At 72.6% G+C, this 24437-nt stretch carries 19 protein-coding genes; 5 read left to right on the top strand and 14 right to left on the bottom strand.

Annotated elements, in window-relative coordinates:
• Positions 1-209: 209 nt before the first annotated feature.
• From ACYSUO_RS18060 to ACYSUO_RS18045, 4 genes are all read right to left on the bottom strand, one after another.
• Positions 210-1202 carry a malate dehydrogenase gene (locus tag ACYSUO_RS18060; protein WP_426901753.1) on the bottom strand — a complete coding sequence of 331 codons (993 nt, stop codon included), beginning with the start codon at positions 1200-1202 and terminating at the stop codon, positions 210-212.
• Between the two features lie 274 nt (positions 1203-1476).
• Positions 1477-2502 (bottom strand): helix-turn-helix domain-containing protein, encoded by a 1026-nt coding sequence (locus tag ACYSUO_RS18055; protein ID WP_461777142.1) that lies wholly within the window; start codon positions 2500-2502, stop codon positions 1477-1479.
• 287 nt (positions 2503-2789) lie between these two features.
• The gene (locus ACYSUO_RS18050) at positions 2790-3218 is read right to left on the bottom strand and encodes a DUF3017 domain-containing protein (RefSeq protein ID WP_461777195.1); all 429 of its coding nucleotides are present in this window, start codon (positions 3216-3218) and stop codon (positions 2790-2792) included.
• Positions 3219-3231: 13 nt separating this feature from the next.
• Positions 3232-4095: a bifunctional methylenetetrahydrofolate dehydrogenase/methenyltetrahydrofolate cyclohydrolase gene (locus ACYSUO_RS18045; protein ID WP_426901758.1), complete on the bottom strand. Its 864-nt coding sequence runs from the start codon at positions 4093-4095 to the stop codon at positions 3232-3234.
• Between the two features lie 215 nt (positions 4096-4310).
• On the opposite strand from ACYSUO_RS18045, the gene ACYSUO_RS18040 reads away from it, so the two are divergent.
• Entirely contained in the window at positions 4311-5060 is a 750-nt protein-coding gene (locus ACYSUO_RS18040) for an RDD family protein (protein WP_461777141.1), read from the top strand.
• A gap of 79 nt (positions 5061-5139) precedes the next feature.
• Here ACYSUO_RS18040 and purH read toward each other — a convergent pair whose 3' ends face one another.
• Together purH and purN are read right to left on the bottom strand one after the other, a co-directional pair.
• Entirely contained in the window at positions 5140-6699 is a 1560-nt protein-coding gene (gene purH / locus ACYSUO_RS18035) for a bifunctional phosphoribosylaminoimidazolecarboxamide formyltransferase/IMP cyclohydrolase (protein ID WP_461777140.1), read from the bottom strand.
• Entirely contained in the window at positions 6696-7316 is a 621-nt protein-coding gene (purN, locus tag ACYSUO_RS18030) for a phosphoribosylglycinamide formyltransferase (protein WP_461777139.1), read from the bottom strand. The genes purH and purN overlap by 4 nt, the downstream gene beginning before the upstream one ends.
• A 309-nt stretch (positions 7317-7625) precedes the next feature.
• Between purN and ACYSUO_RS18025 the strand changes: the two genes are divergently transcribed.
• On the top strand, positions 7626-8429 hold the full coding sequence (locus tag ACYSUO_RS18025; protein WP_461777138.1) for a hypothetical protein: 804 nt from the start codon (positions 7626-7628) through the stop codon (positions 8427-8429).
• Between the two features lie 71 nt (positions 8430-8500).
• On the opposite strand, the gene ACYSUO_RS18020 is transcribed toward ACYSUO_RS18025, so the two are convergent.
• Positions 8501-9874, bottom strand: a complete 1374-nt coding sequence (locus ACYSUO_RS18020; protein ID WP_461777137.1) for a cell division protein PerM — start codon at positions 9872-9874, stop codon at positions 8501-8503.
• A gap of 122 nt (positions 9875-9996) precedes the next feature.
• Here ACYSUO_RS18020 and ACYSUO_RS18015 point away from each other — a divergent pair, with 122 nt between their 5' ends.
• Positions 9997-11157, top strand: coding sequence for a helix-turn-helix domain-containing protein (locus ACYSUO_RS18015; RefSeq protein WP_461777136.1), 1161 nt, complete (start codon positions 9997-9999; stop codon positions 11155-11157).
• Positions 11158-11244: 87 nt separating this feature from the next.
• Here the strand turns inward: ACYSUO_RS18015 and sucD are convergent, their stop codons facing one another.
• The 7 genes from sucD to ACYSUO_RS17980 form a co-directional block, all read right to left on the bottom strand.
• Positions 11245-12126: a succinate--CoA ligase subunit alpha gene (gene sucD, locus ACYSUO_RS18010; RefSeq protein ID WP_385756027.1), complete on the bottom strand. Its 882-nt coding sequence runs from the start codon at positions 12124-12126 to the stop codon at positions 11245-11247.
• Positions 12127-12147: 21 nt separating this feature from the next.
• Positions 12148-13326: an ADP-forming succinate--CoA ligase subunit beta gene (sucC, locus tag ACYSUO_RS18005; RefSeq protein WP_426901767.1), complete on the bottom strand. Its 1179-nt coding sequence runs from the start codon at positions 13324-13326 to the stop codon at positions 12148-12150.
• A 420-nt stretch (positions 13327-13746) separates the two neighbouring features.
• Positions 13747-14955 (bottom strand): hypothetical protein, encoded by a 1209-nt coding sequence (locus ACYSUO_RS18000; protein WP_461777135.1) that lies wholly within the window; start codon positions 14953-14955, stop codon positions 13747-13749.
• 88 nt (positions 14956-15043) lie between these two features.
• On the bottom strand, positions 15044-16306 hold the full coding sequence (locus tag ACYSUO_RS17995) for a hypothetical protein (protein ID WP_461777134.1): 1263 nt from the start codon (positions 16304-16306) through the stop codon (positions 15044-15046).
• Positions 16307-16380: 74 nt separating this feature from the next.
• The gene (locus ACYSUO_RS17990; protein ID WP_461777133.1) at positions 16381-17613 is read right to left on the bottom strand and encodes a vWA domain-containing protein; all 1233 of its coding nucleotides are present in this window, start codon (positions 17611-17613) and stop codon (positions 16381-16383) included.
• Complete coding sequence (locus ACYSUO_RS17985) at positions 17610-19940, bottom strand: DUF5682 family protein (RefSeq protein WP_461777132.1); 2331 nt, start codon at positions 19938-19940, stop codon at positions 17610-17612. Before ACYSUO_RS17985 ends, ACYSUO_RS17990 begins: the two co-directional genes overlap by 4 nt.
• Positions 19937-21118 (bottom strand): ATP-binding protein, encoded by a 1182-nt coding sequence (locus tag ACYSUO_RS17980; RefSeq protein ID WP_461777131.1) that lies wholly within the window; start codon positions 21116-21118, stop codon positions 19937-19939. The genes ACYSUO_RS17985 and ACYSUO_RS17980 overlap by 4 nt, the downstream gene beginning before the upstream one ends.
• A gap of 178 nt (positions 21119-21296) precedes the next feature.
• Between ACYSUO_RS17980 and ACYSUO_RS17975 the strand changes: the two genes are divergently transcribed.
• Together ACYSUO_RS17975 and ACYSUO_RS17970 are read left to right on the top strand one after the other, a co-directional pair.
• The gene (locus ACYSUO_RS17975) at positions 21297-22691 is read left to right on the top strand and encodes an SWIM zinc finger family protein (RefSeq protein WP_461777130.1); all 1395 of its coding nucleotides are present in this window, start codon (positions 21297-21299) and stop codon (positions 22689-22691) included.
• Positions 22692-22764: 73 nt separating this feature from the next.
• On the top strand, positions 22765-24330 hold the full coding sequence (locus ACYSUO_RS17970) for a DUF5691 domain-containing protein (RefSeq protein WP_461777129.1): 1566 nt from the start codon (positions 22765-22767) through the stop codon (positions 24328-24330).
• Positions 24331-24437: the final 107 nt, after the last annotated feature.

Genomic DNA, 24437 nt, shown 5'->3' with positions numbered 1-24437 from the left:
TGTTCGAACTACCCGTTCTCGTGCGGCAGTTGATGAAGGAGAAGCATAGGACGTAGCGGTGACATGCAGAACTGGATACTCCGCATGCTGTGTGGTGGGACCACAGAAAAGCGGTTGCCCCTCGGACGGGAAGTCCGAGGGGCAACCGCAGCGACCGCGCGGGTCACATGAACGTCAGGCGCCGATCAGTGGATCGGTGGATCACTGGATCAGATGAGGCCCAGGCCGCGCACGGCCTCGCGCTCGTCCACCAGCTCCTGCACGGACGCGTCGATGCGCGTACGCGAGAACTCGTTGATCTCCAGGCCCTGGACGATCTCGTACTTGCCGTCCTTCGTGGTGACGGGGAAGGACGAGATGATGCCCTCCGGGACGCCGTAGGAGCCGTCCGACGGGATGCCCATGGAGGTCCAGTCGCCCTCGGCCGTGCCGTTGACCCACGTGTGGACGTGGTCGATCGCGGCGTTGGCGGCGGAGGCGGCGGAGGACGCGCCACGGGCCTCGATGATCGCGGCACCGCGCTTGGCGACGGTCGGGATGAAGTCCTCGGCCAGCCACTTCTCGTCGTTGCCGATGGCCTCGATGGCGGGCTTGCCGGCGACCGTGGCCTGGAAGATGTCCGGGTACTGGGTGGCCGAGTGGTTGCCCCAGATGGTCAGGCGCTGGATGTCGGCGACCGTGGCGCCCGACTTCTTCGCGAGCTGGGTCAGCGCACGGTTGTGGTCGAGGCGGGTCATCGCGGTGAAGCGCTCGGCCGGTACGTCCGGGGCGGCGGCCTGGGCGATCAGCGCATTGGTGTTCGCCGGGTTGCCGACGACGAGGATCTTGACGTCGTCCGCGGCGTGGTCGTTGATGGCCTTGCCCTGCGGCTTGAAGATGCCGCCGTTGGCCTCGAGGAGGTCACCGCGCTCCATGCCCTTCGTACGCGGGCGGGCGCCGACGAGGAGGCCGACGTTGGCGCCGTCGAAGGCGACGTTCGGGTCGTCGGTGATCTCGATGCCCTGAAGCAGCGGGAAGGCGCAGTCGTCGAGCTCCATGGCGGTGCCCTCGGCGGCCTTGAGCGCCGGGGTGATCTCCAGGAGACGCAGCTTGACCGGCACGTCCGCGCCGAGCAGCTGGCCGGAGGCGATGCGGAAGAGCAGTGCGTAGCCGATCTGGCCGGCGGCGCCGGTGACGGTGACGTTCACGGGAGTGCGGGTCATGGCGTTCTCCGTAGGACAGCAGGTCATTTGATCGATCTCTTGGTATCAAGAGATCCGTTCGTCAGGCTATCGCGCCCCGCCCGAAGGGGAACCACAGGTCCATGTGGATCGCCCCACAGCGGCCCTCCGGTGCCACGGTCCGAACACAAGGACGGCCGCCGAGCCCGGGAGAGAAAGGCTCAGACGGCCGCCGTGGGGGTGCTACTGCGCCATCCCGTGGGGGTAGTGGTCCGCCTTCCCCGAAGCGGCGCACCCATGCCCCCTCTGTGCGGAGCTACTTGGTGCAGCCCTTCTGCCCGCTCGCGAGCGTCGCGCACGCCTTGACGTCGGAGGCCGCGTCCACGGCCACCATCGGCGTGTACGCGTCCGTGTCCGCGGCGCTGACCGTGCCCTTCTTCGAGGGCGTGGAACCCTTCTGCAGCTGTACGACGTCCCCGGGCGCCGCGCCCTGGATCCGGCCCCACGCCGCCTTGCAGGTCTTGCTGTAGCGGACCTGGACGGTGACGGTGCCGATCACGGCCTCCGTGGAGTTCAGCGCGAGGTCGCCGCCGCAGTTCATGGCCTCCGGGTCCTTGCCGCCGCAGCCCGCGCCCACGCACTTGACGCCCTCGGGCAGCTGGGTCGCGCTCGCGCTCGGCGAGGGCGACTTCTTGGCCTCGGGATCGCCCTCGTTCCCCTTGAGCACGAAGAAGCCGACGGCGATGATCAGGACGGCGCCCAGGGCCCCGGCCCCGAACATCATCAGCCGGCGCCGGCCGCCCCCGTCGCCGCCCGGCACCGCGCCCCGCGGGGGTTCCTGCGGCGGCAGCACGGGGGCAGGGCCGAACTGGTCCACGCTCGGCGCCGTCGCCTGCGGCGGCACGGTCGGGCGGTGCGCCCCGGCCGCCCCGGCCGGTTTGGCCTGCTTGGCGGGCTTCGCGGGCTTGGCCGGTTTGGTCTGCGTGGTCTGCGCGGGCCCCCCGAACTCGCCCAGCGCGGCCCGCGCCTGGGATATCCGGATGGCTTCCATGGTCATGTCGTGGCGCATCTCGGAACGGCTCCACGCGCGCTCCGCGAGCTCCCACATCGTCGTCAGATGGACGGGATTGGTGCCGGTCACCTCGGCGAGCGCGACGATGGCACCCTTGGGTGCGAGCAGCCGCCCGTTCAGGTACCGCTCCCACGACGTCTTGCTGTACCCGGTCCGGTCCGCGAGCGCGGCGATCCCCAGGCCGCTGCGGTCCACGAGTCGGCGCAGCTGTCCGGCGAACTCCCTGACCTGTGGGTCGAGTTCATCCGGAAGCGCCTTCCAACGAGGCATATCGCCCTTCCCCCTATTCCCCCCGCGAGCCCTGATCCCCCGCGCCGCGCGTCGCGCTTCGGCCCCCACTGGCTACCCATTGGGATGCGGGAAACCAGGATGTCAGTTCCCGGTCCGGGGGCGTACGGGGTCATTCGACAGCGTGGACCGGGCCTTGCGTGCGGAAAACCCCGAGAACGTGCCGGAGATCACCACAAAAGGAGGCGGGGCCTCCAAGATGGAGGCCCCGCCTGTCACTTGGGGTTGCCAGTGGCTCACCGACGGCTCATGGACGGCTCACCGACGGCTCATCGCACCGTGAAGTGCAGCGTGTCCTGAAGAAACGGAATCGTCAGCCACGGGTCGGGCTGCGCCATCATCGCAAGCAGCACGATGACGATGCCGAGCCCCGCGCACGTGATCATGTCGGTGAAGCGCGAGCGCACGGCCAGCATCCCGACGTCCGGCAGCAGCCAGCGCAGCACGGCCCCGCCGAGCAGCGCGACACCCACCAGGATCGTGCCGACGCGGAACAGGCCGAAGGCGGTCAGCAGCAGCCCGATCGCGGTCACCGAGAGAACGGCGATCAGCGGCCACTGGCGGGCGGGCGCCGGCGCGTCCCCGCCCGCGGCCCGGCCGCCGCCCTCCGGGCGCGCGGTGTCGCGCGTGAAGAGCGGGAAACGCCGACTGCCGGGCTTCTTCGGGTCCTCGGCGGCACCCTCGGCGCCCATCGCCATGCTCCCGGCCGCCTCAGCCGACACCGTTCGCGTCCCGTTCGGCGGCCTCGACCACGTTCACGAGAAGCTGGGCGCGGGTCATCGGGCCCACGCCGCCCGGGTTCGGCGAGATCCAGCCGGCGACCTCGGTGACGCCGGGGTGCACATCGCCGACGATCTTGCCGTTCTCGTCGCGCGAGACGCCGACGTCGAGCACGGCGGCGCCCGGCTTGATGTCCTCGGGCTTGATCAGGTGCGGCACGCCCGCGGCGGCCACGACGATGTCGGCCCGCTTGAGGTGCGCGGACAGGTCACGGGTGCCGGTGTGGCACTGCGTCACCGTGGCGTTCTCGGACTTGCGGGTGAGCAGCAGGGGCATCGGGCGGCCGATGGTGACGCCACGGCCGACGACGACGACCTCGGCGCCCTTGATCTCCACGCCGTGCTTCCTGAGCAGCGTGATGATGCCGTACGGGGTGCAGGGCAGCGGCGCCGGCTCGTTGAGGACGAGGCGGCCGAGGTTCATCGGGTGCAGGCCGTCGGCGTCCTTGTCCGGGTCCATCAGTTCGAGGACGCGGTTCTCGTCGATGCCCTTGGGCAGCGGCAGCTGGACGATGTAGCCGGTGCAGGCCGGGTCCTCGTTGAGCTCGCGGACGACGGCCTCGATCTCCTCCTGCGTGGCCGTCGCGGGCAGCTCGCGCTGGATCGACGCGATGCCGACCTGCGCGCAGTCACGGTGCTTTCCTGCCACGTACTTCTGACTTCCGGGGTCCTCCCCTACGAGGATCGTGCCGAGCCCCGGCGTGACCCCCTTCTCCTTCAGCGCCGCCACGCGGGCGGTCAGATCGGACTTGATCGCGGCTGCGGTGGCCTTGCCATCGAGAATCTGGGCGGTCATGCCGCCATTCTTTCAGGGCGGCCGGGATTCACCCAAGTTGCACTTGCACAACAGCCTGCGGGGTCCACTGGACAGAAGGGTGTCCGGTTTACGAGCATGATCCGCGCAGTGCCGCGGATCAGCGGCAGGGGGGACTGCCGCTCGGGCAACCGCTAGGCCGTGGTGATCCTCCGCAGATCCGCTCCGTCCCCATCCGCTCACCGGAGGATCCCGCCATGAGTTTCGGCGACCCGAACAACCCCTACGGCCAGCAGCCGCAGCAGCCCCCACAGGGCAGCCCCTACGGCCAGCAGCCGCCGCAGCCCGCCGGCTACCCCCAGCAGGCCCCGCAGGGCGTCCCGCCGCAGGGCTACGGCTATCCGCAGCAGCAGCCCGCGCAGCCCTACGGGTACCCCCAGCAGCAGCCGGGGCAGCCGTACGGCGCGTACCCGCAGGGTCCCGGCGGCCCGGGTGGCTACTTCCCGCAGTCGGGGCCCGGCGCGCCCGCCTCGATGGGCCGCCGCTTCGGCGGGCGCCTCATCGACGGTGTGCTGATCGGGATCATCAACGCCATCCTGTCCTTCGTGGGCATCGTGGGCTCCATGTCCTCGGTCCAGGACTGTGACCCGTACGCCTCGGACTACTCGACCTGCGTGAACGACGCCTCGTCGAGCATGCTGGCCTCGACCTTCGCGGTCGTCGGCGTCCTGTACCTCGTCATGTTCCTCTACGAGTGGCTGATGATCGCCACCGTCGGCGCCACGCTCGGCAAGATGGCCGTCGGTATCCGCGTCGTCAACGCCGAGAACGGTGGCAAGCCGGGCTTCGGCAGTGCGCTCGTGCGCATTCTGATCCCCATCGCCGGCGTGATCGCCTGCGGTATCGGCCAGCTCCTCGTCTTCCTCTCCCCGTTCTGGGACAAGTCGGGCCGCCTTCAGGGCTGGCACGACAAGGCCGCGAAGACCGCCGTCGTCACGAACTCCTGACGCCGCACCTCGCTCCCGTACGACGACGAAGGGCCCGCCGGTCGAAACCGGCGGGCCCTTCGTCGTGCGATGCAGTGGATCAGTGGAAGAAGTGGCGCGTGCCCGTGAAGTACATCGTCACGCCCGCCTTCTTCGCGGCCTCGACGACCAGTTCGTCGCGGACCGAACCGCCCGGCTGGACCACGGCCTTGACGCCCGCGGCCGTCAGGATCTCCAGGCCGTCCGGGAACGGGAAGAACGCGTCGGAGGCGGCGTACGCGCCGCGCGCCCGCTCCTCGCCGGCCCGCTCGACGGCGAGCTTCGCGGAGTCGACGCGGTTGACCTGGCCCATGCCGACGCCGACGGAGGCGCCGTCCTTGGCGAGCAGGATCGCGTTGGACTTCACCGCGCGGCAGGCCTTCCAGGCGAACGCCAGCTCGTCCAACTCGCCCTGGGACAGGGCGTCGCCGGTCGCGAGCGTCCACGTCGCCGGGTTGTCGCCGTCGGCCTGGAGGCGGTCGGTGACCTGGAGGAGCGCGCCGCCGTCGATCTGCTTCGTCTCGACCTTCGCGGCCGGGCCGTTCGGGGCGCGCAGCACGCGGATGTTCTTCTTCTTGGTGAGGGCTTCGAGGGCGCCGTCCTCGTAGTCGGGCGCGACGATGACCTCGGTGAAGATGTCGGCGACCTGCTCCGCCATCTCCTTGGTGACCGGGCGGTTCACGGCGATGACGCCGCCGAACGCGGACAGCGGGTCACAGGCGTGCGCCTTGCGGTGCGCCTCCGCCACGTTCGAGGCGACGGCGATACCGCACGGGTTCGCGTGCTTGATGATCGCGACGCAGGGGTCCTCGTGGTCGTACGCGGCACGGCGCGCGGCGTCCGTGTCCGTGAAGTTGTTGTACGACATCTCCTTGCCGTGCAGCTGCTCGGCCTCGGCGAGGCCGCGCGTGCCGTCGACGTAGAGAGCCGCGCCCTGGTGCGGGTTCTCGCCGTAACGGAGCACGTTCTTGCGCTCGTACGTGGCACCGATGAAGTCCGGGAAGCCGGAGTCGTCGGCAGCCGCGTAGTCGTCCGCGAACCAGCTCGCGACAGCCACGTCGTACGACGCCGTGTGCTGGAACGCCTCGGCGGCGAGGCGCTTACGGGTGGCGAGGTCGAAGCCGCCGTCCTTGACGGCCGCGAGGACACCCGCGTACCGCTCGGGGCTCGTGACGATGGCGACCGACGGGTGGTTCTTGGCGGCGGCGCGGACCATCGAGGGGCCGCCGATGTCGATCTGCTCGACGCACTCGTCGGGGGTCGCGCCCGAGGCGACGGTCTCCCGGAACGGGTACAGGTTCACGATCACCAGGTCGAAGGGCTTCACACCGAGGTCGGCGAGCTGCTTCTGGTGGTCCTCCAGGCGCAGGTCGGCCAGGATGCCCGCGTGCACCTTCGGGTGCAGCGTCTTCACGCGGCCGTCGAGGCACTCGGGGAACCCGGTGAGCTCCTCGACCTTGGTGACCGGCACCCCGGCGGAGGCGATCTTTCCGGCGGTGGAGCCCGTCGACACGAGCTCGACGCCCGCCTCGTGCAGGCCGCGCGCCAGCTCCTCCAGACCCGTCTTGTCATAGACGCTCACCAGTGCACGGCGGATGGGCCGCTTGTTCTCGGCGCTCACGGGATAACTACCTTTCGTCCCTCAATGCTGAAGCCGTTACGGGCGAGCCGCCCCACGACATCGACGAGCAGCGTGCGCTCGACTTCCTTGATGCGCTCGTGCAGAGCGCTTTCGTCGTCCTCGTCCCGGATCTCGACCACGCCCTGGGCGATGATCGGGCCGGTGTCGACGCCGTCGTCGACGAAGTGGACGGTGCATCCGGTGACCTTGGCGCCGTACGCGAGCGCGTCCCGCACACCGTGCGCACCGGGAAAACTGGGCAGCAGGGCCGGGTGCGTGTTCACGAACCGCCCGCCGAAGTGGGCCAGGAACTCCTTGCCCACGATCTTCATGAACCCCGCGGAGACCACCAGGTCCGGCTCGTACGCGGCGGTGGCCTCGGCCAGCGCGCGGTCCCACTCCTCGCGGGTGGCGTGGTCCTTCACGCGGCACACGAACGTGGGCAGACCGGCGCGCTCGGCGCGCTCCAGGCCCGCGATGCCCTCACGGTCGGCGCCGACGGCCACGATCTCGGCGCCGTACGCATCGGTACCCTGCGCCGCGATCGCGTCGAGGAGTGCCTGCAGATTCGTTCCTGATCCGGAGACCAGCACGACGAGGCGCTTGGCCTTGGCCACGACGGGGCCCTTTCTTGGGGAGCTACGTTGCGCGGTCGGCTCGTGCTTGTGCTTCCGCTCGTGCGACCGCATCTTTGTGCGTTCGCATGAACGCTTCGCCTTCCCCGATACGGGGAACCCTACGAAGCGGCCGACCGGCAGCAACGATACCGGCACGGCCGACGGCCCCCACGGGACGGGGGCCGGGGCTACAGGTAGCGTCGGCGGAACGGAACGCTGAGCGGCCATCGGACGTTGACGTGAAGAACGCCACGCCGGGCCGCGCCAGCGGCCCCCGTGACCGACGACCTAGGGGAAGACGCACATCTGATGCCGGACCGAAGCCTTCGCCTCACGCTGCCCAACGGCGCCGTCCTGCCGCGCGAAGGCCGACCCACGCCGCCGTCGCCGCCGTCCAAGGAATCGTCCAAGGAGACGGACGACTCCAGGGACAGCAATCCGTTCGCGCCGCCGGCCGACGACGCGCCCGACAGGCCGTGGCAGCCGCGCCACCCGGAGGGCTCGGACTCCGACTCGGGATCCGGCTCCGATTCCGGGCAGAGCGGCGGGAACTCGCCCTGGGGCGGCCAGTGGAGCGACCGTCAGCCGGGCCGCGCGCAGGGCGGCCGCTTCGGCGACCGTCCGGGCAACGGCGGGAACGGCGGCCCCGAGGGGCAGAACGGCGGGCAGGGCCCCGGCCCCGGCGGCATGCGCTGGGACCCGACGGACCCGGCCCAGCGCCGCGCGCGCTACGCGCTGCTCTCCGGCATGTGGGGCTTCTTCTTCGCCCTGTTCAGCTGGCCGTACGTGGCCCTGCTGCTCGGCGTGCTCGCCCTGTACTGGGGCGTCAGCGCGCTGCGCATGAAGTCGCCCCGCCCGGCGGACCCGGACACCCCGGTCGCCGCGACGCCCCGCCCCGCGGGCTCCGAGGCCACGCGTCCGCAGACGACGGCTGCGATCAGTGGCCTGGTCACGGGGGCGCTCGCGCTGGCGATGGTGGCGTCGTTGTTCACGGCGAAGATGGTCTACAGCGACTACTACGAGTGCCGTACGGATGCGTTGACCAACGCGGCGAAGAAGTCCTGCGAGGACCTTCTGCCGAAGGAGCTGCGGCCCCTTCTCGGCGAGCGCTGACCCGGGGTTGCGGCCTCGGGGCTCCGCCCCGGACCCCGCGCCTCAAACGCCGGAGGGGCTGGAAATGCGCCTCAAGGGCGCGGGTCCTCGTCGAAGAAGTCGTAGAGGGCGAAGGAGTCGTCCTTCGCCCGCTCCGTCTCCCTCTCCGGCGCCGTCACCGACACCTTCTCGGGCTCCCGGTCCTGAGCCGGCCGCTCCGGCTCCTCGTCAACCATGGCCGCCCGCGTCCCCCGCTCCCGCCACCACCACACCGCCGACCCCACCGGCACCCCCACCACGCACACCCACCCCGCGGCCACCGCCCCGGTCACCCATCCCACCGGCCCGAACTCCGCGAGCGCCGACCGGCCGAGGGCCCCACCGGCGGCCCCGGCCAAGCACCCCATCGCCACCCCGCACAGCGCCCCGGCCACGGCCACGCCGCCCGCGATCCGCCGCCACGTCCACCCCGCTCCCGCCGTCACGACGAACCCCGCCACGACCACTCCCGCCACCACGGGCACCACCCCCACGGCCCACGTGAGCGGCGAGCCGTCCCCGGCCTTCGGCACCGCCACGAGCAACGGGAACGCGGGCAGCATCGCGGCCCCGGAACTCCCCAGCGGCCCCACGGTGTGCCCGACCCCGAGGGCGACCCCGGGACCTAGCGCGTACGCCGACCCCCAGATCGCGGCGTTCGGCACGAGCCCCGCGCAGAGCAGCAGCACCGCGAGCCGCCCCGACCAGGCCCCCGTGAGCTGCAGGAACGACACCCGCACCGCTTCCCCGTGCCACACGAGCATCCCGGCCACCAGCAGCGCCCCGCCCGCGACCAGCGCGAGCACCCCGGCCACCGCCGCCCGCACGGCGACCGGCACCACCTCCCGTACGAACCCCTCCGGGAGCCGTCCCGCCAGCGGCGCGGGCAGCGGACCGTACGGCCGCCCGTGCGCCGTCCACACCCCGAATCCCGACGCGGCCACCGCGAGCACGACCAGATGCGCCACGCAGCTCACCCACGAGGGGCGCAGCTCGCCGCCCGCGCAGTAGTACGTCGCCGCGGCCGCCACCGAGAGGTAGCCGACCGCCACACCGGCCCAGACGCCCGCCACGGACTCGGACTCCTCCGCCGCGTCCCGCGCCGCCCGGTGCACCAGCCACGCCGGCATCGCGAGCAGCAGCAGAGGACTGACTCCCAGCGGGGCGGGCACCCCGGACAGGGTGTCCGTTCTGATCACTTCGGCGCCGTGCGCCAGGAGCCACAGCGCGGCGGCGGTGTGCAGCGCGCCGCTGGGCCCGCTGTCGGGGAACGGCGAGCTGATCCACAGCACCATCACGAGCACGGCGCACGCCCCGAGCCCGAGTCCCGCGGCGAGGGCCCCGCGCAGCGCACTCCCGACGGGGCCCGGGGCCCGTTCCCGCAGCCGGGTCAGGAGCAGGGGCAACGACAGTCCAAGGCCGGTCATTTGGGTCACGGGACCATGCTCCCAACGACACGCCTTTACCTCGCGCAACAGGCGAAGCCCGGATGTGTCGCACAAGATACGTTTATGTTCTTTTTCGCACGAAAGGGTGTGTGGAGTTCACGATGACGCAGGGCGCTGCCACCCCACTGCCGCCGCCCAAGGAGCGCCGTCTGCTCCGCGAGGCCGGCTCGCTGTCCCGGGACCAGGTCGCCGAGCGGATCGGCGTGACGCGCGAAACCGTCCGTCGCTGGGAGGCCGGCCGCACCACTCCAAAGGGTCAGAAGCGGGAGGCGTACGCACGCCTCCTGGCGGAGCTGACCGCCGCGGAGGAGCCGTCCCCGACGACAGCGGCATCGACGACCGCGGCACCGACGACGGCGGGGCCGGCCCTGAAGGCCGCCGCGATACAAGAACCCGCGCCGCCGACGGCCGGGGCCACCGCCACGGCCGTCATGGAACAGAACCCCGTCGCGGCGGCATCCCGCGCCCGGACCGCCGCCGAGGCCTTCGACGCGCTCTACACGCACGCCGCGCCATTCCTCGTCCGGCAGACCTATCTGCTCACCGGCCGCAGGATCCTCGCCCGCGAGGCCGTCGAGCGCGCCTTCCAGCAGGCCTGGCAGAACTGGCCCGAGGTGGCGGTCGACCCGGACCCGGCGGGCTGGGTGCGCGCGGCGGCGTACGAGTACGCGATGTCGCCGTGGCACGGCCTGCGCCCCGGCAAGCGACAGCCGGAGGCGCCGCCCGCCACCCCGGAGGACCGCGAGCTGCTCGGCGCGCTCCTCGACCTGCCGCCCGTCTACCGGCGCACGCTGCTGCTGTACGACGGGGTGGGCCTGGATCTGCCGGACACCGCGGCGGAGACGGAGGCCAGCACGCCGGCCGCCGCGAACCGCATCCTGCACGCCCGTGAGGCGGTCGCCCGGCGGCTGCCCGACCTCGCGGTCCCCGAGCAGCTGCACCGGCGGCTCGCGGAGCTGGCGGGCTCGGAACAGCTGGAGGCGCCCGTGTCCACGGTGGTGCGCAGCGGCGGCGAGCGGCGCACCCGGCTCTGGACTCGGGCGGCCGTCGCGTTCACGGTCTTCATCATCGGCGCGACGGCGCTGACCGTGCGGGTGGCGCCCACGCACTACGAGCCGGTACCGGCGCCGGGCTCACCGATCGCCGGCGTACCGCCGCTGACCGGTCCCGAACCGCTGACGCAGGCGGATCTGGAGCTGCGCAAGGAGCTGCGGGAGAAGCTGAGCGGAGGGCCCGAGCGGCTCACACCGAGGACCGAATAGCGCGCGTGGCGCAACGCGAGTGGGCCCGCACCGTCACCGGTGCGGGCCCACTGAGCTGCGTAGGAGAAGCTCCTGGCAGAGAACCTCTTAGCTGAGGATCTCGCGCGCCAGCTTCGCCGTCTCGGTCGGCGTCTTGCCGACCTTGACGCCGGCGGCCTCGAGGGCCTCCTTCTTCGCCTGCGCGGTGCCGGAGGAGCCGGAGACGATGGCGCCGGCGTGGCCCATGGTCTTGCCCTCGGGCGCCGTGAAGCCCGCGACGTAGCCGACGACCGGCTTCGTCACGTTGGCCTTGATGTAGTCGGCCGCGCGCTCCTCGGCGTCGCCGCCGATCTCACCGATCATGACGATCAGGTCGGTCTCGGGGTCGGCCTCGAACGCGGCGAGCGCGTCGATGTGCGTCGTGCCGATGACCGGGTCGCCACCGATGCCGACGGCGGACGAGAAGCCGATGTCACGGAGCTCGTACATCATCTGGTACGTCAGCGTGCCGGACTTCGAGACCAGGCCGATGCGGCCCGGCTTCGTGATGTCGCCCGGGATGATGCCGGCGTTCGACTGGCCCGGCGTGATGAGGCCGGGGCAGTTCGGGCCGATGATGCGGGTCTTGTCGCCCTTCGACTTCGCGTACGCGTAGAACGCGGCGGAGTCGTGGACGGCGATGCCCTCGGTGATGACCACGGCGAGCGGGATCTCGGCGTCGATCGCCTCGACCACGGCGGCCTTGGAGAAGGCCGGCGGGACGAAGAGCACGGACACGTTGGCGCCCGTCTTCTCCATCGCCTCGGCGACCGAGCCGAAGACCGGGATGTCATTGCCGTCGATGTCGACGGACGTGCCCGCCTTGCGCGGGTTGACGCCACCGACGATGTTCGTGCCGTCGGCCAGCATGAGCTTGGTGTGCTTCATGCCCGTGGCACCGGTCATGCCCTGGACGATGACCTTGCTGTCCTTGTTGAGGAAGATAGCCATGGCTGTTCTGTCCCTCGTCCCTTACTTCGCGGCCGCGAGCTCGGCGGCCTTGTCGGCCGCGCCGTCCATGGTGTCCACGCGCTGCACCAGCGGGTGGTTGGCGTCGGAGAGGATCTTGCGACCCAGCTCGGCGTTGTTGCCGTCGAGGCGGACGACGAGGGGCTTCTCGACCTTCTCGCCCTTCTCCTCGAGGAGCGCGAGCGCCTGGACGATGCCGTTGGCGACCTCGTCGCAGGCGGTGATGCCGCCGAAGACGTTGACGAAGACCGACTTGACGTCGGAGTCGCCGAGGATGATCTCCAGGCCGTTCGCCATCACCTGGGCGGAGGCGCCGCCACCGATGTCCAGGAAGTTGGCCGGCTTCACGCCGCCATGGTTCTCACCGGCGTACGCGACGACGTCCAGCGTCGACATGACCAGACCGGCACCGTTACCGATGATGCCGACCTCGCCGTCGAGCTTGACGTAGTTGAGGTCCTTCTCCTTGGCAGCGGCCTCGAGCGGGTCGGCCGCGTCCTTGTCCTGAAGGGCCTCGTGGTCGGGGTGCCGGAAGCCGGCGTTCTCGTCCAGGGACACCTTGCCGTCGAGGGCGAGGACCTTGCCGGACTTCACCTTGGCCAGCGGGTTGACCTCGACGAGGAGGGCGTCCTCGTCGATGAAGGTCTTCCACAGCGTCTGGAGGATCTCGGCGACCTGGTCGGCGACCTCGGCCGGGAACTTGGCGTCCGTGACGATCTTGCGGGCGACCTCGGGGGTCACGCCCTCATTGGCGTCGATCGGCGTCTTGGCGACGGCCTCCGGGCGGGTGGCCGCCACCTCCTCGATCTCCATGCCGCCCTCGACGGAGGCGATGGAGAGGAAGGTGCGGTTGGTGCGGTCCAGGAGGAAGGAGACGTAGTACTCCTCCACGATCTCCGGAGCCGTCTCGGCCATCATCACCTTGTGGACCGTGTGGCCCTTGATGTCCATGCCGAGGATGTTGGTCGCGTGCTGCACGGCCTCGTCGGGGGTGGCAGCCAGCTTGACGCCGCCGGCCTTGCCGCGGCCGCCGACCTTCACCTGCGCCTTGACGACGGACTTGCCGCCAAGACGCTCGGTCGCCTCGCGGGCCGCCTCAGGCGTGTCGATGACTTCACCGGCCAGCACCGGTACACCGTGCTTGGCGAAGAGGTCCCTCGCCTGGTACTCGAACAGGTCCACGCGCGTCCGTCCCTATCAGTGATCTCGCGGTTCGTTATCTGCGTGGGCGTGCCGCGAGGGGCAACGTGACTCCGCTGTCACACGTGACGAGTGCTGTCGCTGCTGTCACTAGGGAGGCGTACACGGTGGCCGAGTACGCGGCATGTCCGTCTCGCAGGTTATCGCCGCTCAGGGACGGCTTCTAAATCGCAGATCACACCTGAGCGGTGATACCCATCACAGAGCGCCCTTTTTGTGGCGCTATCTACGGTGCTGCCGAGGCGCCCGGGGAATGAAAGCGGCCTCACCGAGCGGGGGTGCGCTCGGTGAGGCCGCAGGTCAGCGGGTGGTCACGTCCCCATGCGGACCACCCGCCGTCATGCCCGGAAAGCGACCCGGTGCGACCGATGGATTTCGGCCGACCGGGCACCGTCGCGTCGGTCAGACGCCGGGCAGGTAGCTGGGCGCGACGGAGCCGGCGACGCCCTGCACACCGGTGACGGCGTTGCCGGCGAGCGGCTGGGCGTCGGCGGTGACGGTGCCGGTCAGGTCCTGCGCGAACGGGGCGACCTCGTGGGTCACGCCACCGGCCAGCGGGGCGACGTCGTCGCCGACCACGGTCTGGACGAACGGGGCCACGTTGTCGCCGACCAGGCCCTGCGCGAGCGGCTGGACGTCGCCGGTGACGCCCTGCGCCAGGCCGTGCGCGCTGGTGCCGACGCCGCCGACGACCGGCTGCACGTGGTCGACGACCGTCTGCACGAGCGGCTGCACGGAGTCGACGACACCGCCCGCGAACGGGGTGACGTCGTTGCCGACGACGCTCTGCGCGAAGGGCGCCACGTTGTCGCCGGCCACACCCTGGGCCAGCGGCTGGACCTGGCCGGTGACACCGGTCGCGAAGGGCGCGACGTTGTCGCCGACGACGGTCTGGGCGAACGGCGTCACGTCGCCGACCGCGCCGCCCGCGAGGGTGGTCACGTCGCCGACGGCCTGGCCGACGACCGGCAGCACGCCGTGCACGGCGGTGGCGGCGACCGGCGGAAGCACGGCGTCGGCGGTCTCACCGACGGCCGGGCCGGTGTTCGTGCGGACGTTCTGGGCGGCGCCCTGGACGGTGCTCTGAGTGTTGTCCTGTACGTAGGCGGGGGCCTGGGACGCCGCCTGCGTCAGCTCCTGCTGGAGCTGCGGGGCGAAGGCGTCGAGCGGGCCGAAGAGGTAGTCGACACCCTCCCGGGCGTCGGCGACGTGCTTCTGGGCGTCGGCGACGTGGCCCTGGGCGGCGGTGACGTGACCGGCGGCCTTGTCCTTGACGTCGGCGACGTCGGCGGTGGTGGGGGCCTTGATCTGCGGGGCCTGGGCCTGGTGGGCCTTCGACTGGACCTGGGCCTTGGCCTGCTGAGTGGCGGCCTCGGCCTTGTCGGTCGCCTTGTTCTGCGTGAGCTGGTCGGCCTTGTCGGTCACCTTCGAGGCGGTGCCCTGCACGTCCGACGTCACGTTCTGCACGTCGGAGACGGTGTCGCCTGCGACGTCCGGCACGGACAGCGAGTGCGCGGGCAGCTCGTCGGCGCTGGCGACGGCGGAGCCGAGGGCCCAGGCGCCGGAAACGCCGGCGGCTATCACGATGGAGCGGCGGATGTTCTTGTTCATGGGTACGTCAGTTCCTTCGAATTCACTTCACGACTGGGCAGACCTGTTCCGCCCCCGCGCGGCAGGTCACGGGCGGGGAAGGGCTGCCCTAGCCGGGGAATTCGGGAATGTCGCGCAGCCGGTCGACCACCGGCGCGGTGCCCGCGGACGCCGTGGCGCCGGACGCGAGCAGTACGGGCGCACGGCCGCCGAACGTCGCCGCGTGCAGATCACCGTGGCGCGTCGAACCACCGTCGCCCGCGCTCGTGCCCGCCGACGGCACACCGTCGGGACGCTGCGGCACGACGGGCGACGCGGGACGCGCCGCGGCCTGCGTGCCCGCTTCCGCCTTCTGTACGTCGCCGAACCGCGCGACGTCGTACGCCTGCGGGCCGCTCACCGCGGCGTGGGACCGGATCTCAGCCGTGGCGGGCCGGTCGCCGTGCACCGCCGGGGTGTCCGACTGCTGCGGCGCGGTCGCGGCGGGCGGCGCGGGCCGGGCGTCGGCGGGGTCCACGATGCCGATGACCTCGCCGAGGCGGCCGTGCGTCAGCTGCTCCGGCACCGCTCCGACGAGCTCCGCGACGGCGCGCGTCGCCAACTCCTCGACGGGCCCCGTCACCTGGCGCACGGTGGCACCGACCGGCGCCGTCAGATACCGCAGCGCGTCGACGGCGGAACGCAGACGGACCTGGTCGCCCCCGAGCCCCTCGATGTGCTGACGCAGCGGCTCGGTGAGGTACGCCCGCACGGGGGTGGTGAGGGTTCGGGTGGGGGTGGATGTGGTGGTGCGGGTGGCGGGGTCGCTGGGAGCGGCGGGAGCGGCGGGCTTCTCGTGCAGCGGGCGCGCCAGGCGCTTTACGCCGGACACGTGCTGTACGTCGGACGCGTGCTCGGCGCCGGGTGCGTCGGTGCCGGGTGCGTCGGTGCCGGGTGCGTCGGTGCCGGGTGTGTGCTGCGCGTCGACCGGGTTCGGGGTCGGCTCGGCGGGCCGAACCGCTGCGGGTGCAGGCGCGGGGTGGGCGGCGGGCGCCGCCTTCCGGTCCTGCGTGGGCGCGGTCGGCTTGGCGTGCGTGGACGCCCCGGTGTCCTTGGTGGACTCGGTGTCCTCGGACGCCTCGGATGCCTCGGAGGGGTCCGTGGCCTCCCGGGAACCCGCCTCGCGCAACTTCCCCACGGAATGGGCGACATGCTCCCGCACCGCCACGTGCCCCGAACCGAGCGAACCGGCGTCGGACAACCCGTCCGCCTGCGCCCGGCCGCCGCACACGATCCCGAGGACGAACAACCCGCCGAACAGCAGCGCCAGTTGCAGCGCACGCCGTCCAGCCGTCGCGCGCACCCGGCGCGCGACGGGGGCGGGAAATGCCATCGGGGAAGTCACGGTGGCCGAATCCTCGCATGGGGCGAGGGAGGCGGCGCAAGCCCCCTGTTACCGATGGGTACTCATATCCGGTTCGCGGTGGGTGCACCCTTTTCCGGTGTCGCGTCCGGTATCGGCAGGGGGCGTTTCTCGATGGCCGCTGCCATGACGTCGGGGAACAGGTCCGGGGTGCAGGCGAAGGCCGGCGCGCCCAATCCCGCGAGCGCCGCCGCGTGTTCCCGGTCGTAGGCGGGCGCCCCCTCGTCGGAGAGCGCGAGCAGCGTCACGAACTGCACGCCGGACGCCTTCATCGCGGCGACCCGCTTCAACATCTCGTTGCGGATGCCTCCTTCGTAGAGGTCGGAGATGAGGACGACGACGGTCTCGGCGGGCCGGGTGATCTGCGACTGGCAGTACGCGAGCGCCCGGTTGATGTCCGTGCCGCCGCCGAGCTGGGTGCCGAACAGGACGTCGACCGGGTCGTCGAGCTGGTCCGTCAGGTCCACGACGGCCGTGTCGAAGACGACGAGCCGGGTTGCTATCGAGCGCATGGACGCGAGCACCGCCCCGAAGACGGAGGCGTAGACGACGGACGCCGCCATCGAGCCCGACTGGTCGATGCAGAGGACGACCTCCTTCTTCACGGACTGCGCCGCGCGCCCGTACCCGATCAGCCGCTCGGGCACGATCGTGCGGTACTCGGGCAGGTAGTGCTTGAGGTTGGCCGCGATCGTGCGGTTCCAGTCGATGTCGTGGTGGCGCGGCCGCTGAATGCGGGCGCTGCGGTCGAGGGCTCCGGTGAGGGTGGCGCGGGTGCGCGTCGCGAGCTTCTTCTCGAGGTCCTCGACGACCTTGCGCACGACGGCGCGGGCCGTCTCCTTCGTCGTCTCGGGCATCGCCTTGTTGAGCGAGAGCAGCGTGCCGACGAGGTGCACGTCCGCGTCGACGGCCTCCAGCATCTCCGGTTCGAGCAGCATCGTGGACAGGCCCAGCCGGTCGATGGCGTCCCGCTGCATGACCTGGACGACGGAGGACGGGAAGTAGGTCCGGATGTCGCCGAGCCAGCGGGCCACGGCCGGAGCGGACGCCCCGAGCCCCGCGCTCCGGCTGCCGCCGCCCTGTTGCTTGCCGCCGCCCGAGCCGTAGAGCGCGGCGAGGGCGCCGTCCATCGCGGCGTCCTGCCCCTCGAGCCCGCACCCTGTGCCGTCCGCGTCCGCCCCGCCGAGCACGAGGCGCCAACGGCGCAAGCGCTCGTCCGTGTTCCGCTCGGTGCCGGTCGCGGTGCTGGTCTCGGTACTGCTCCCGGTGCCGGTCATGCCACCGCCCCCTCAGTGCTGTTGTCGCCCTCGCCGTTTCCGCCACGGCCGTCGCCGCCGGGACCCGCACCTGCATCCGCACCGAGCAGGAGGCGCAGCACCGGCAGCACCGCGTCCGCCCGCTCCGTGTCCAGTTCCTCTCCGAAGCCGCGCGGTCCACCGGTGACCGGGGACTGCCCGCCCTCGGAGGGCCCGCGCCGGACCAGCTCGCCCAAGGTCCGCCGCACACCCGGCTCGTACGCCGAGAACGTGCGCCGCAGCAACGGCAGCACGTCGGTGAACGCGTCGTCCGACACCCGCGTCAGCCACGCGTCGACCAGCGCCAGGAGCCGCTCGTCGTGCACCAGGAGCAGCCCGCCGCCCGAACCGCCCCCGACGAAGCCCTCGATCCACGCCGCCGCGTCGGCCGGCGCGGTGCCGGGCGAGAGGGCGAGGCTCATCAGCCGGGCCGCGTCCTCCTCGTCGAGCACACCCTCGTCGAGGAGGACCCGGGCGCACCGCCCGCGGATCACCCCGGCCACGCCGTCCCGCTCCGCGAGCACGCGCAGCACGGTCCGCCAGCGCTCGCGCACCCCGCTGTCCTCCAGGAGCGCGACGGCCGAGTGCACCGCGTCGACATGGCCGCGCATCTCCTCGGCCGCCTCCGCGTCGAGCCCCGCGCACGCCGGGGGCAGGCCGACGAAGACCCGCTCGGCGAGGCCCGCCGCCACGTCGGCGAGCGCTTCGGTGTCGGTGCCGCGCACGTCGCCGTAGCGCAGGGCGCGGACCAGGGCGGGCAGGGCGCCGGCGAGGTGACCGACGTCCGCGTCGAGGGCGGCGCGGTCGGCGAGGATCCGCATCACCGTCGGCAGCGCGTCCGCGAGCCCCGCGAGCAGGCAGACCTCGGCGAGCGCCGTGACGTCGGCGAGCGCCCTCGCGGCGATCGCGTCCGTCTCCGCCTTGGCGGTCGCGGCGGCGTGCACGGTCGTCCCCCACACCCCGGCCTCCGCGACCCGCACGGACAGCTCCGGCTCCCAGCGCAGCCGCCACGACTCGCGGAAGGTTCCGGTGGAACCGCGCGCCGATCTCGCCGGCTCTCCCCAGGCCACGCCCAGGAGCCGCAGCCGGTGCAGCAGGCGGCTGCGCGCGGCGTCGGTGTCGCCCCGCAGGTCGAGGTCCAGCTCCTTCTCCGCGGCGGCCGGTTTGAGCCGCAGGGAACGCTGCTGCCGTGTGAGGTCGCGCTGCAGCGGCACCGCGGGCGCCGCCTCGGGCACCTCCCCCAGCACGTCACCGACCACCAGCTTGTCGTGGATGAGCGCCAGCGGTACGTCCGAGCCCTCGCACAGCACGGCCCGCACCGCGTCGGTGGTCTCCGTGAGCCCCGCGAGCGGGCGCCCGCGCATCACGGCGAGGGTCTCGGCGAGTCGTACGGCCTCGATGACATGGGCGGAGGACACGATGCGGTCCTCCTCGCGCAGCAGCCCGGCGACCTTCGTCAGCCAGCGCTCCACGGGCCGGTCGGGCGCGCTGAACAGATGCCCGTACCAGCCGGGCGATTCGATCCCCGCCCCGTATCCGCTGACGCGGGCCAGGCGCCGGTGCGTCCACGGCACCCACGTCATGTCGACCTTCGCCTTCGGCAGCCCCTTGAGCAGGGCGCGGTCGGCCGCGACGGTCGTCCGCTGCCGCAGCGCCGGCACGTGCCACGCCCCGCACACCACGGCCACGTCGTCCGCGAACTCACGCTGCGCCGCGCGTACTTGGAGCCGCATGTACGCCTCGCGCACCAGGTCGCGCTCGTGTCCGCCGTCCCCGCACGTCTCCCGCAGCGCGCCCATCGCCTCGCCGAGCGCGGCGAAGGCGTCGCCGTCCCGGTGCTCGACGACGTCCTCCCACCAGCGCTCCGCGTCGTCGTATCCGGCGGTCTCGGCGAGGACCCGCAGGGGGTCCACGCGCACGGAGTCCCCCTCCTCCGTCCCCTCTTCCGGGTCGTCGCCTTTGTCGTCCTCGGCCCGCAGCGCGAGGCTGTGCGCGGCCGGGAGGTCGATGAAGCGCACCGGCACGTCGCGCTCCAACGCCCAGCGGATCGCGACCCATTCGGGCGAGAACTCGGCGAACGGCCAGAAGGCGGACCTCCCCGGCTCGTCCACGACGTGCGCGAGCAGTGCGACCGGGGGCCGCATGCCGTCCTCGGCGGCGAGCGGTACGAGACCGTCGGCCTCCGGCGGCCCTTCGATCAGGACGATCCGCGGCTGTGCCGCGTCGAGCGCGGTGCGCACGGCGCGCGCGGAGCCGGGACCGTGGTGCCGCACGCCGAGCAGCGCGGGGCCCGTGGTCGGTGTCGTCATGCGCTCACCTCTCGGCAGGCCCGGTAGAAGTCCTTCCAGCCGTCGCGCTCGCGCACCACGGCCTCCAGGTACTCCTGCCAGACGACCCGGTCCGCCGCCGGATCACGCACGACGGCCCCGAGGATCCCGGCGGCCACGTCGGAGGGACGCAGCACGCCGTCCCCGAAGTGGGCGGACAGCGCAAGGCCGTTGGTGACGACGGAGATCGCCTCGGCGGTCGACAGCGTGCCGCTGGGGGACTTCACCTTCGTCCGCCCGTCGGCCGTCACACCGTCGCGCAGCTCACGGAAGACCGTGACGACGCGGCGGATCTCGTCCATGCCGTCGGGCGCGCTGGGCAACTCCAGGGCGCGGCCCACCTGGTCGACCCGCCGCGAGACGATGTCGACCTCGTCCTCCACGCTCGCGGGCAGCGGCAGCACGACCGTGTTGAACCGCCGCCGCAGCGCGCTCGACAGATCGTTGACCCCGCGGTCCCGGTCATTGGCCGTGGCGATGAGGTTGAAGCCGCGCACGGCCTGCACCTCCTGCCCCAACTCCGGTATCGGCAGGGTCTTCTCGGACAGGATCGTGATCAGTGTGTCCTGCACGTCGGCCGGGATGCGCGTCAGCTCCTCGACGCGCGCGGTCATCCCCTCCGCCATCGCCCGCATGACCGGGCTCGGCACGAGGGCGTCCCTGCTCGGCCCGTTGGCCAGCAGCTGCGCGTAGTTCCAGCCGTAGCGGATGGCCTCCTCCGGCGTCCCCGCCGTGCCCTGCACCAGCAGCGTCGAATCCCCGCTCACGGCGGCCGCGAGATGCTCGGACACCCAGGTCTTGGCGGTGCCGGGCACGCCGAGCAGGAGCAGCGCCCGGTCCGTCGCCAGCGTCGTCACGGCGACCTCGACGATGCGGCGCGGGCCCACGTATTTCGGCGAGATCACCGTGCCGTCGGGCAGCGTGCCGCCGAGCAGATAGGTCGCGACGGCCCACGGCGACATGCGCCAGCGGGCCGGCCGCGGCCGGTCGTCCTGTGCGGCGAGCGCCGCGAGTTCCTCCGCGAACGCGTCCTCGGCGTGCGGCCGCAGCACCTCCTCCGCGACCTGGCCCCCGCCCTGACTCCCGGCCCCGGATCCGGTCCGGCTCCCGGCCCCGCTCTCGATCTGGTTCTCGGTCTGGCTCTCGACGGAAATGGTCATGGCTGTCCCCCTCCAACTCGCCCCACTCGAATCCGCACGACGAGCCCTCGACCGCTCTCGTCGCGTGATGGGTTCCACGGTGCACCACGCCACTGACAATCGACCTCGGCTCCGCCATCACCGCAGGTCGGAGCTGTTGCCGGGCGGATTGTCAGTGGCGGGATCTAACGTCGAGGACATGAATCAGCTGGGGGTGCGCTGGACGACGGATCAGGTGCTCGCACTGGCGCCTGACGCCGCGTCACGCAAGGCGGGAAGCAAGCTCGGGGGGCCGGGTCCGTGGTCGGGGACCGGGAGTTCCGCGGGCGTGGAGAATTCGGACGAGGGGGCGGTGTGGGGACTGTGCAAGGGGAGCGGCAGCAAGCCGTACCAGACGATCGTGGACATCGGCGGGGGCGCTCCGGGCGCGAACGGGCCGGGGTACAAGTGCAGTTGTCCGAGCCGCAAGTTCCCGTGCAAGCACGCGCTCGGGCTCTTGCTGCTCTGGGCGGGCGGCGAAGCCCAGGTACCGGCCGGCCAGTCGCCGCCGGAGTGGGCCGAGCCATGGCTGGCGGGGCGGCAGAAGCGGGCGGGGTCCCAGCAGACCGATGCGTCGGCGGCCGGGCCGGGCGGCGCCGCGGCGGATCCGGAGGCGGCCCGGCGCAGAGCCGAGCGCCGCGCCCAGCGGATCACGGCGGGCGCGACGGAGCTGGAGCAGCGCCTGGCCGACCTGCTGCGCGGCGGCCTCGCGCAGGCGGAGCAGTCGGGGTACGGGCTGTGGGAGGAGACGGCCGCGCGCATGGTCGACGCGCAGGCGCCCGGACTTGCCGCGCGCGTAAGAGAGTTGGGGGCGATCCCTGCGTCCGGTCCCGGCTGGCCGGTGCGGCTGCTCGAAGCGTGCGCGCTGCTGCACCTCCTCGATCAGGGGTGGTTGCGCCGCGACGCCCTGCCCGCTGACCTGGCGGCGACGGTCCGCTCGCGCGTGGGCCTGCCCGCTTCGGACAGGGAGCCTCCGCTGCGCGACCGCTGGCTGGTCCTCGCCCAGTACGACACGGCGGACGGCCACCTCACCACGCGCCGGGCATGGCTGCACGGCACGCAGAGCGCGCGCACCGTACTGCTCCTCTCCTACGGGGCGGCCGGCCGCGCACCGGCGCTCGCCCTGCCGACCGGGCGCACGCTCGACGCCGCGGTGTCGGCGTATCCGGGAGCGGGGGCCCTCCGGGCGGAGCTGGGCGAGCAGTTCGCCCCGGCGGAGTCGGACGGCATACGTCCCAAGGGAGTTGACGTCGCCGCCGGTCTCGCCGCCTACGGAACGGCGCTCGCGGCCGACCCCTGGCTGGAGTCCTGGCCGGTGACGCTCGCGGAGGTGATACCGACGCGGGACCCGGACGGCCACTGGCAACTGGCGGACGGCGAGGGCAAGTCGGCGCTCCCCCTCACCGCGCACGCGGCGGCGTCCCCCGGCCTGTGGCGCCTGGTCGCCGTCTCGGGAGGCGCGCCGGTGACGGTGTTCGGCGAATGCGGCCCGACCGGTTTCCGCCCGCTGGCCACATGGGCGGAGGAAGCGGGGGAGGTCATATCGCTGTGCTGACCAATCCAGGAACCGCCAACGCGCCGAAACACCGTTGCCGGTGACGAAGACCGCTCCACGGAGAGGACCCGTGATGACCACCACCGCCACCTGGGACGACCTCGTCAGCGCCGCCCTGCTCGGAACCGAGCGCCGCTCGGACCGCCCGCCGCTCGCCCTCCTCGACGAGGCCGCCGTGCACACCGTGCGCCGCCGGGCCGGTCTGCGTCCCGCCGCGGCGACCGCGCCGCCGGACCGCGCCGAGGACGACCCGCGTCCCCCGCTGCCGGCCGCCGCGCGGCAGCGGCTCGCGCTCCTGCTCACCGACCGCTCCGGCGGCACCGGATCCCGCCGTGGCACCGCCCCCGACCTCCTCGAACTGCTCCCGCAGTGGCTGGCCACGGCCAACGCGCACGGGTACGCGCCCCCGCCCGAGCTGCTGCCCGCGCTGCTCGACGCGGCGCGTGGCCGCACCGACCTGCGCCCGCCGGCCCTCACGTTCGCGGGGCCGCGCGCCCGGTGGCTGGCCCGGCTCAACCCGGACTGGAAGTTCGCGCTGCGCGCCACGCCGGGCGTCGGCGCCGTGCTGCCGCCGCCGGAGGAGAGCGAGCAGGTTCATCTGCGGTGGGAGGAGGGCCTGTTCGCGGAGCGGGTGGCTCTGCTCGCCTCGGTTCGGGCGCACGACCCGGCGGCGGCCCGGGCGCTCCTCGCCGGGACCTGGGGCACGGAGCGCGCCGAGGACCGCCTGATGTTCCTCGACTCGCTGCGCACGGGGCTCGGCGACGCGGACGAGCCGTTCCTCGAGCAGGCGCTGACCGACCGCAGCAAGAACGTGCGGGCGACGGCGGCCGAGCTGCTCTCCGCACTCCCCCGTTCGGCGCTCGCCGCGCGGATGGCGGACCGGGCGCTGACCTGCGTGGCGCTCGACCGTGCGGAGGGGGCGATCGTCGTGGAGGCGCCGCACGAGTGCGACGCGGGGATGGAGCGGGACGGCGTCGTGGCGAAGCCACCGGCGGGGCGGGGTGAACGGGCGTGGTGGCTCGGGCAGTTGGTCGAGGCGGCGCCGCTCGGCCGGTGGCCGGACAGGTTCGGCGGCCGGAGCCCGGAAGAGATAGTGGCGCTGCCGGTCGCCGACGACTGGCGCGGGGAACTGCACGCCGCGTGGTGCCGGGCGGCGGTCCGGCAGCGGGACATCGGCTGGTCGCGGGCGCTGCTCGGGGCGCCGACGGCGTCGGACGCGGCGGGGCCCGGGGCGGTGTCGCTCGCCGAGCGGGCCAAGCTGCTCGCGGCGCTGCCGGGGGCGGAACGGGCGGACTGGGTGGCGGAGTTCATCGCGGCGCACGGGTTGTCCGAGGCGTTCCAGTTGCTGGGGGTGTGCGGTACGCCGTGGGCGCGGCCGCTCGGGCGGTCCGTGGTCGACGCGTTGAACATCGCGCGGGACGCGGGGAGTTACCCCTGGAGCTTCAGCGGGGTGATGGGGCTCGCCGAGCGCTGCCTGGACCCCGAGGAGGTGGTGCGCCTCGACGGGCTCACGGCGGCGGTCGAGGAACCGGAGGGGTCGGCGCCCGGGGCCGGGGGGTACTGGACGGAGGCGTTCCAACGCCTCGCCGGCACGTTGCGGCTGCGCCGGGCGATGCGGGACGAGCTGGCTCCGCCGTGATCCGGCCCCGGGGCCAGGCCCCGCGTCCCTGGTGCACGGCACCGGGTCCCCGTGACTCGGTCCCTCGCCCCTGGCGCGCGGCACCGGCGGCGAGGCCACGGGGCTCC

Source organism: Streptomyces sp. UC4497, assembly GCF_054871485.1.
Note: the sequence above shows the minus strand (reverse complement) of the source record. Positions and strands in the feature narration are given on the sequence as shown.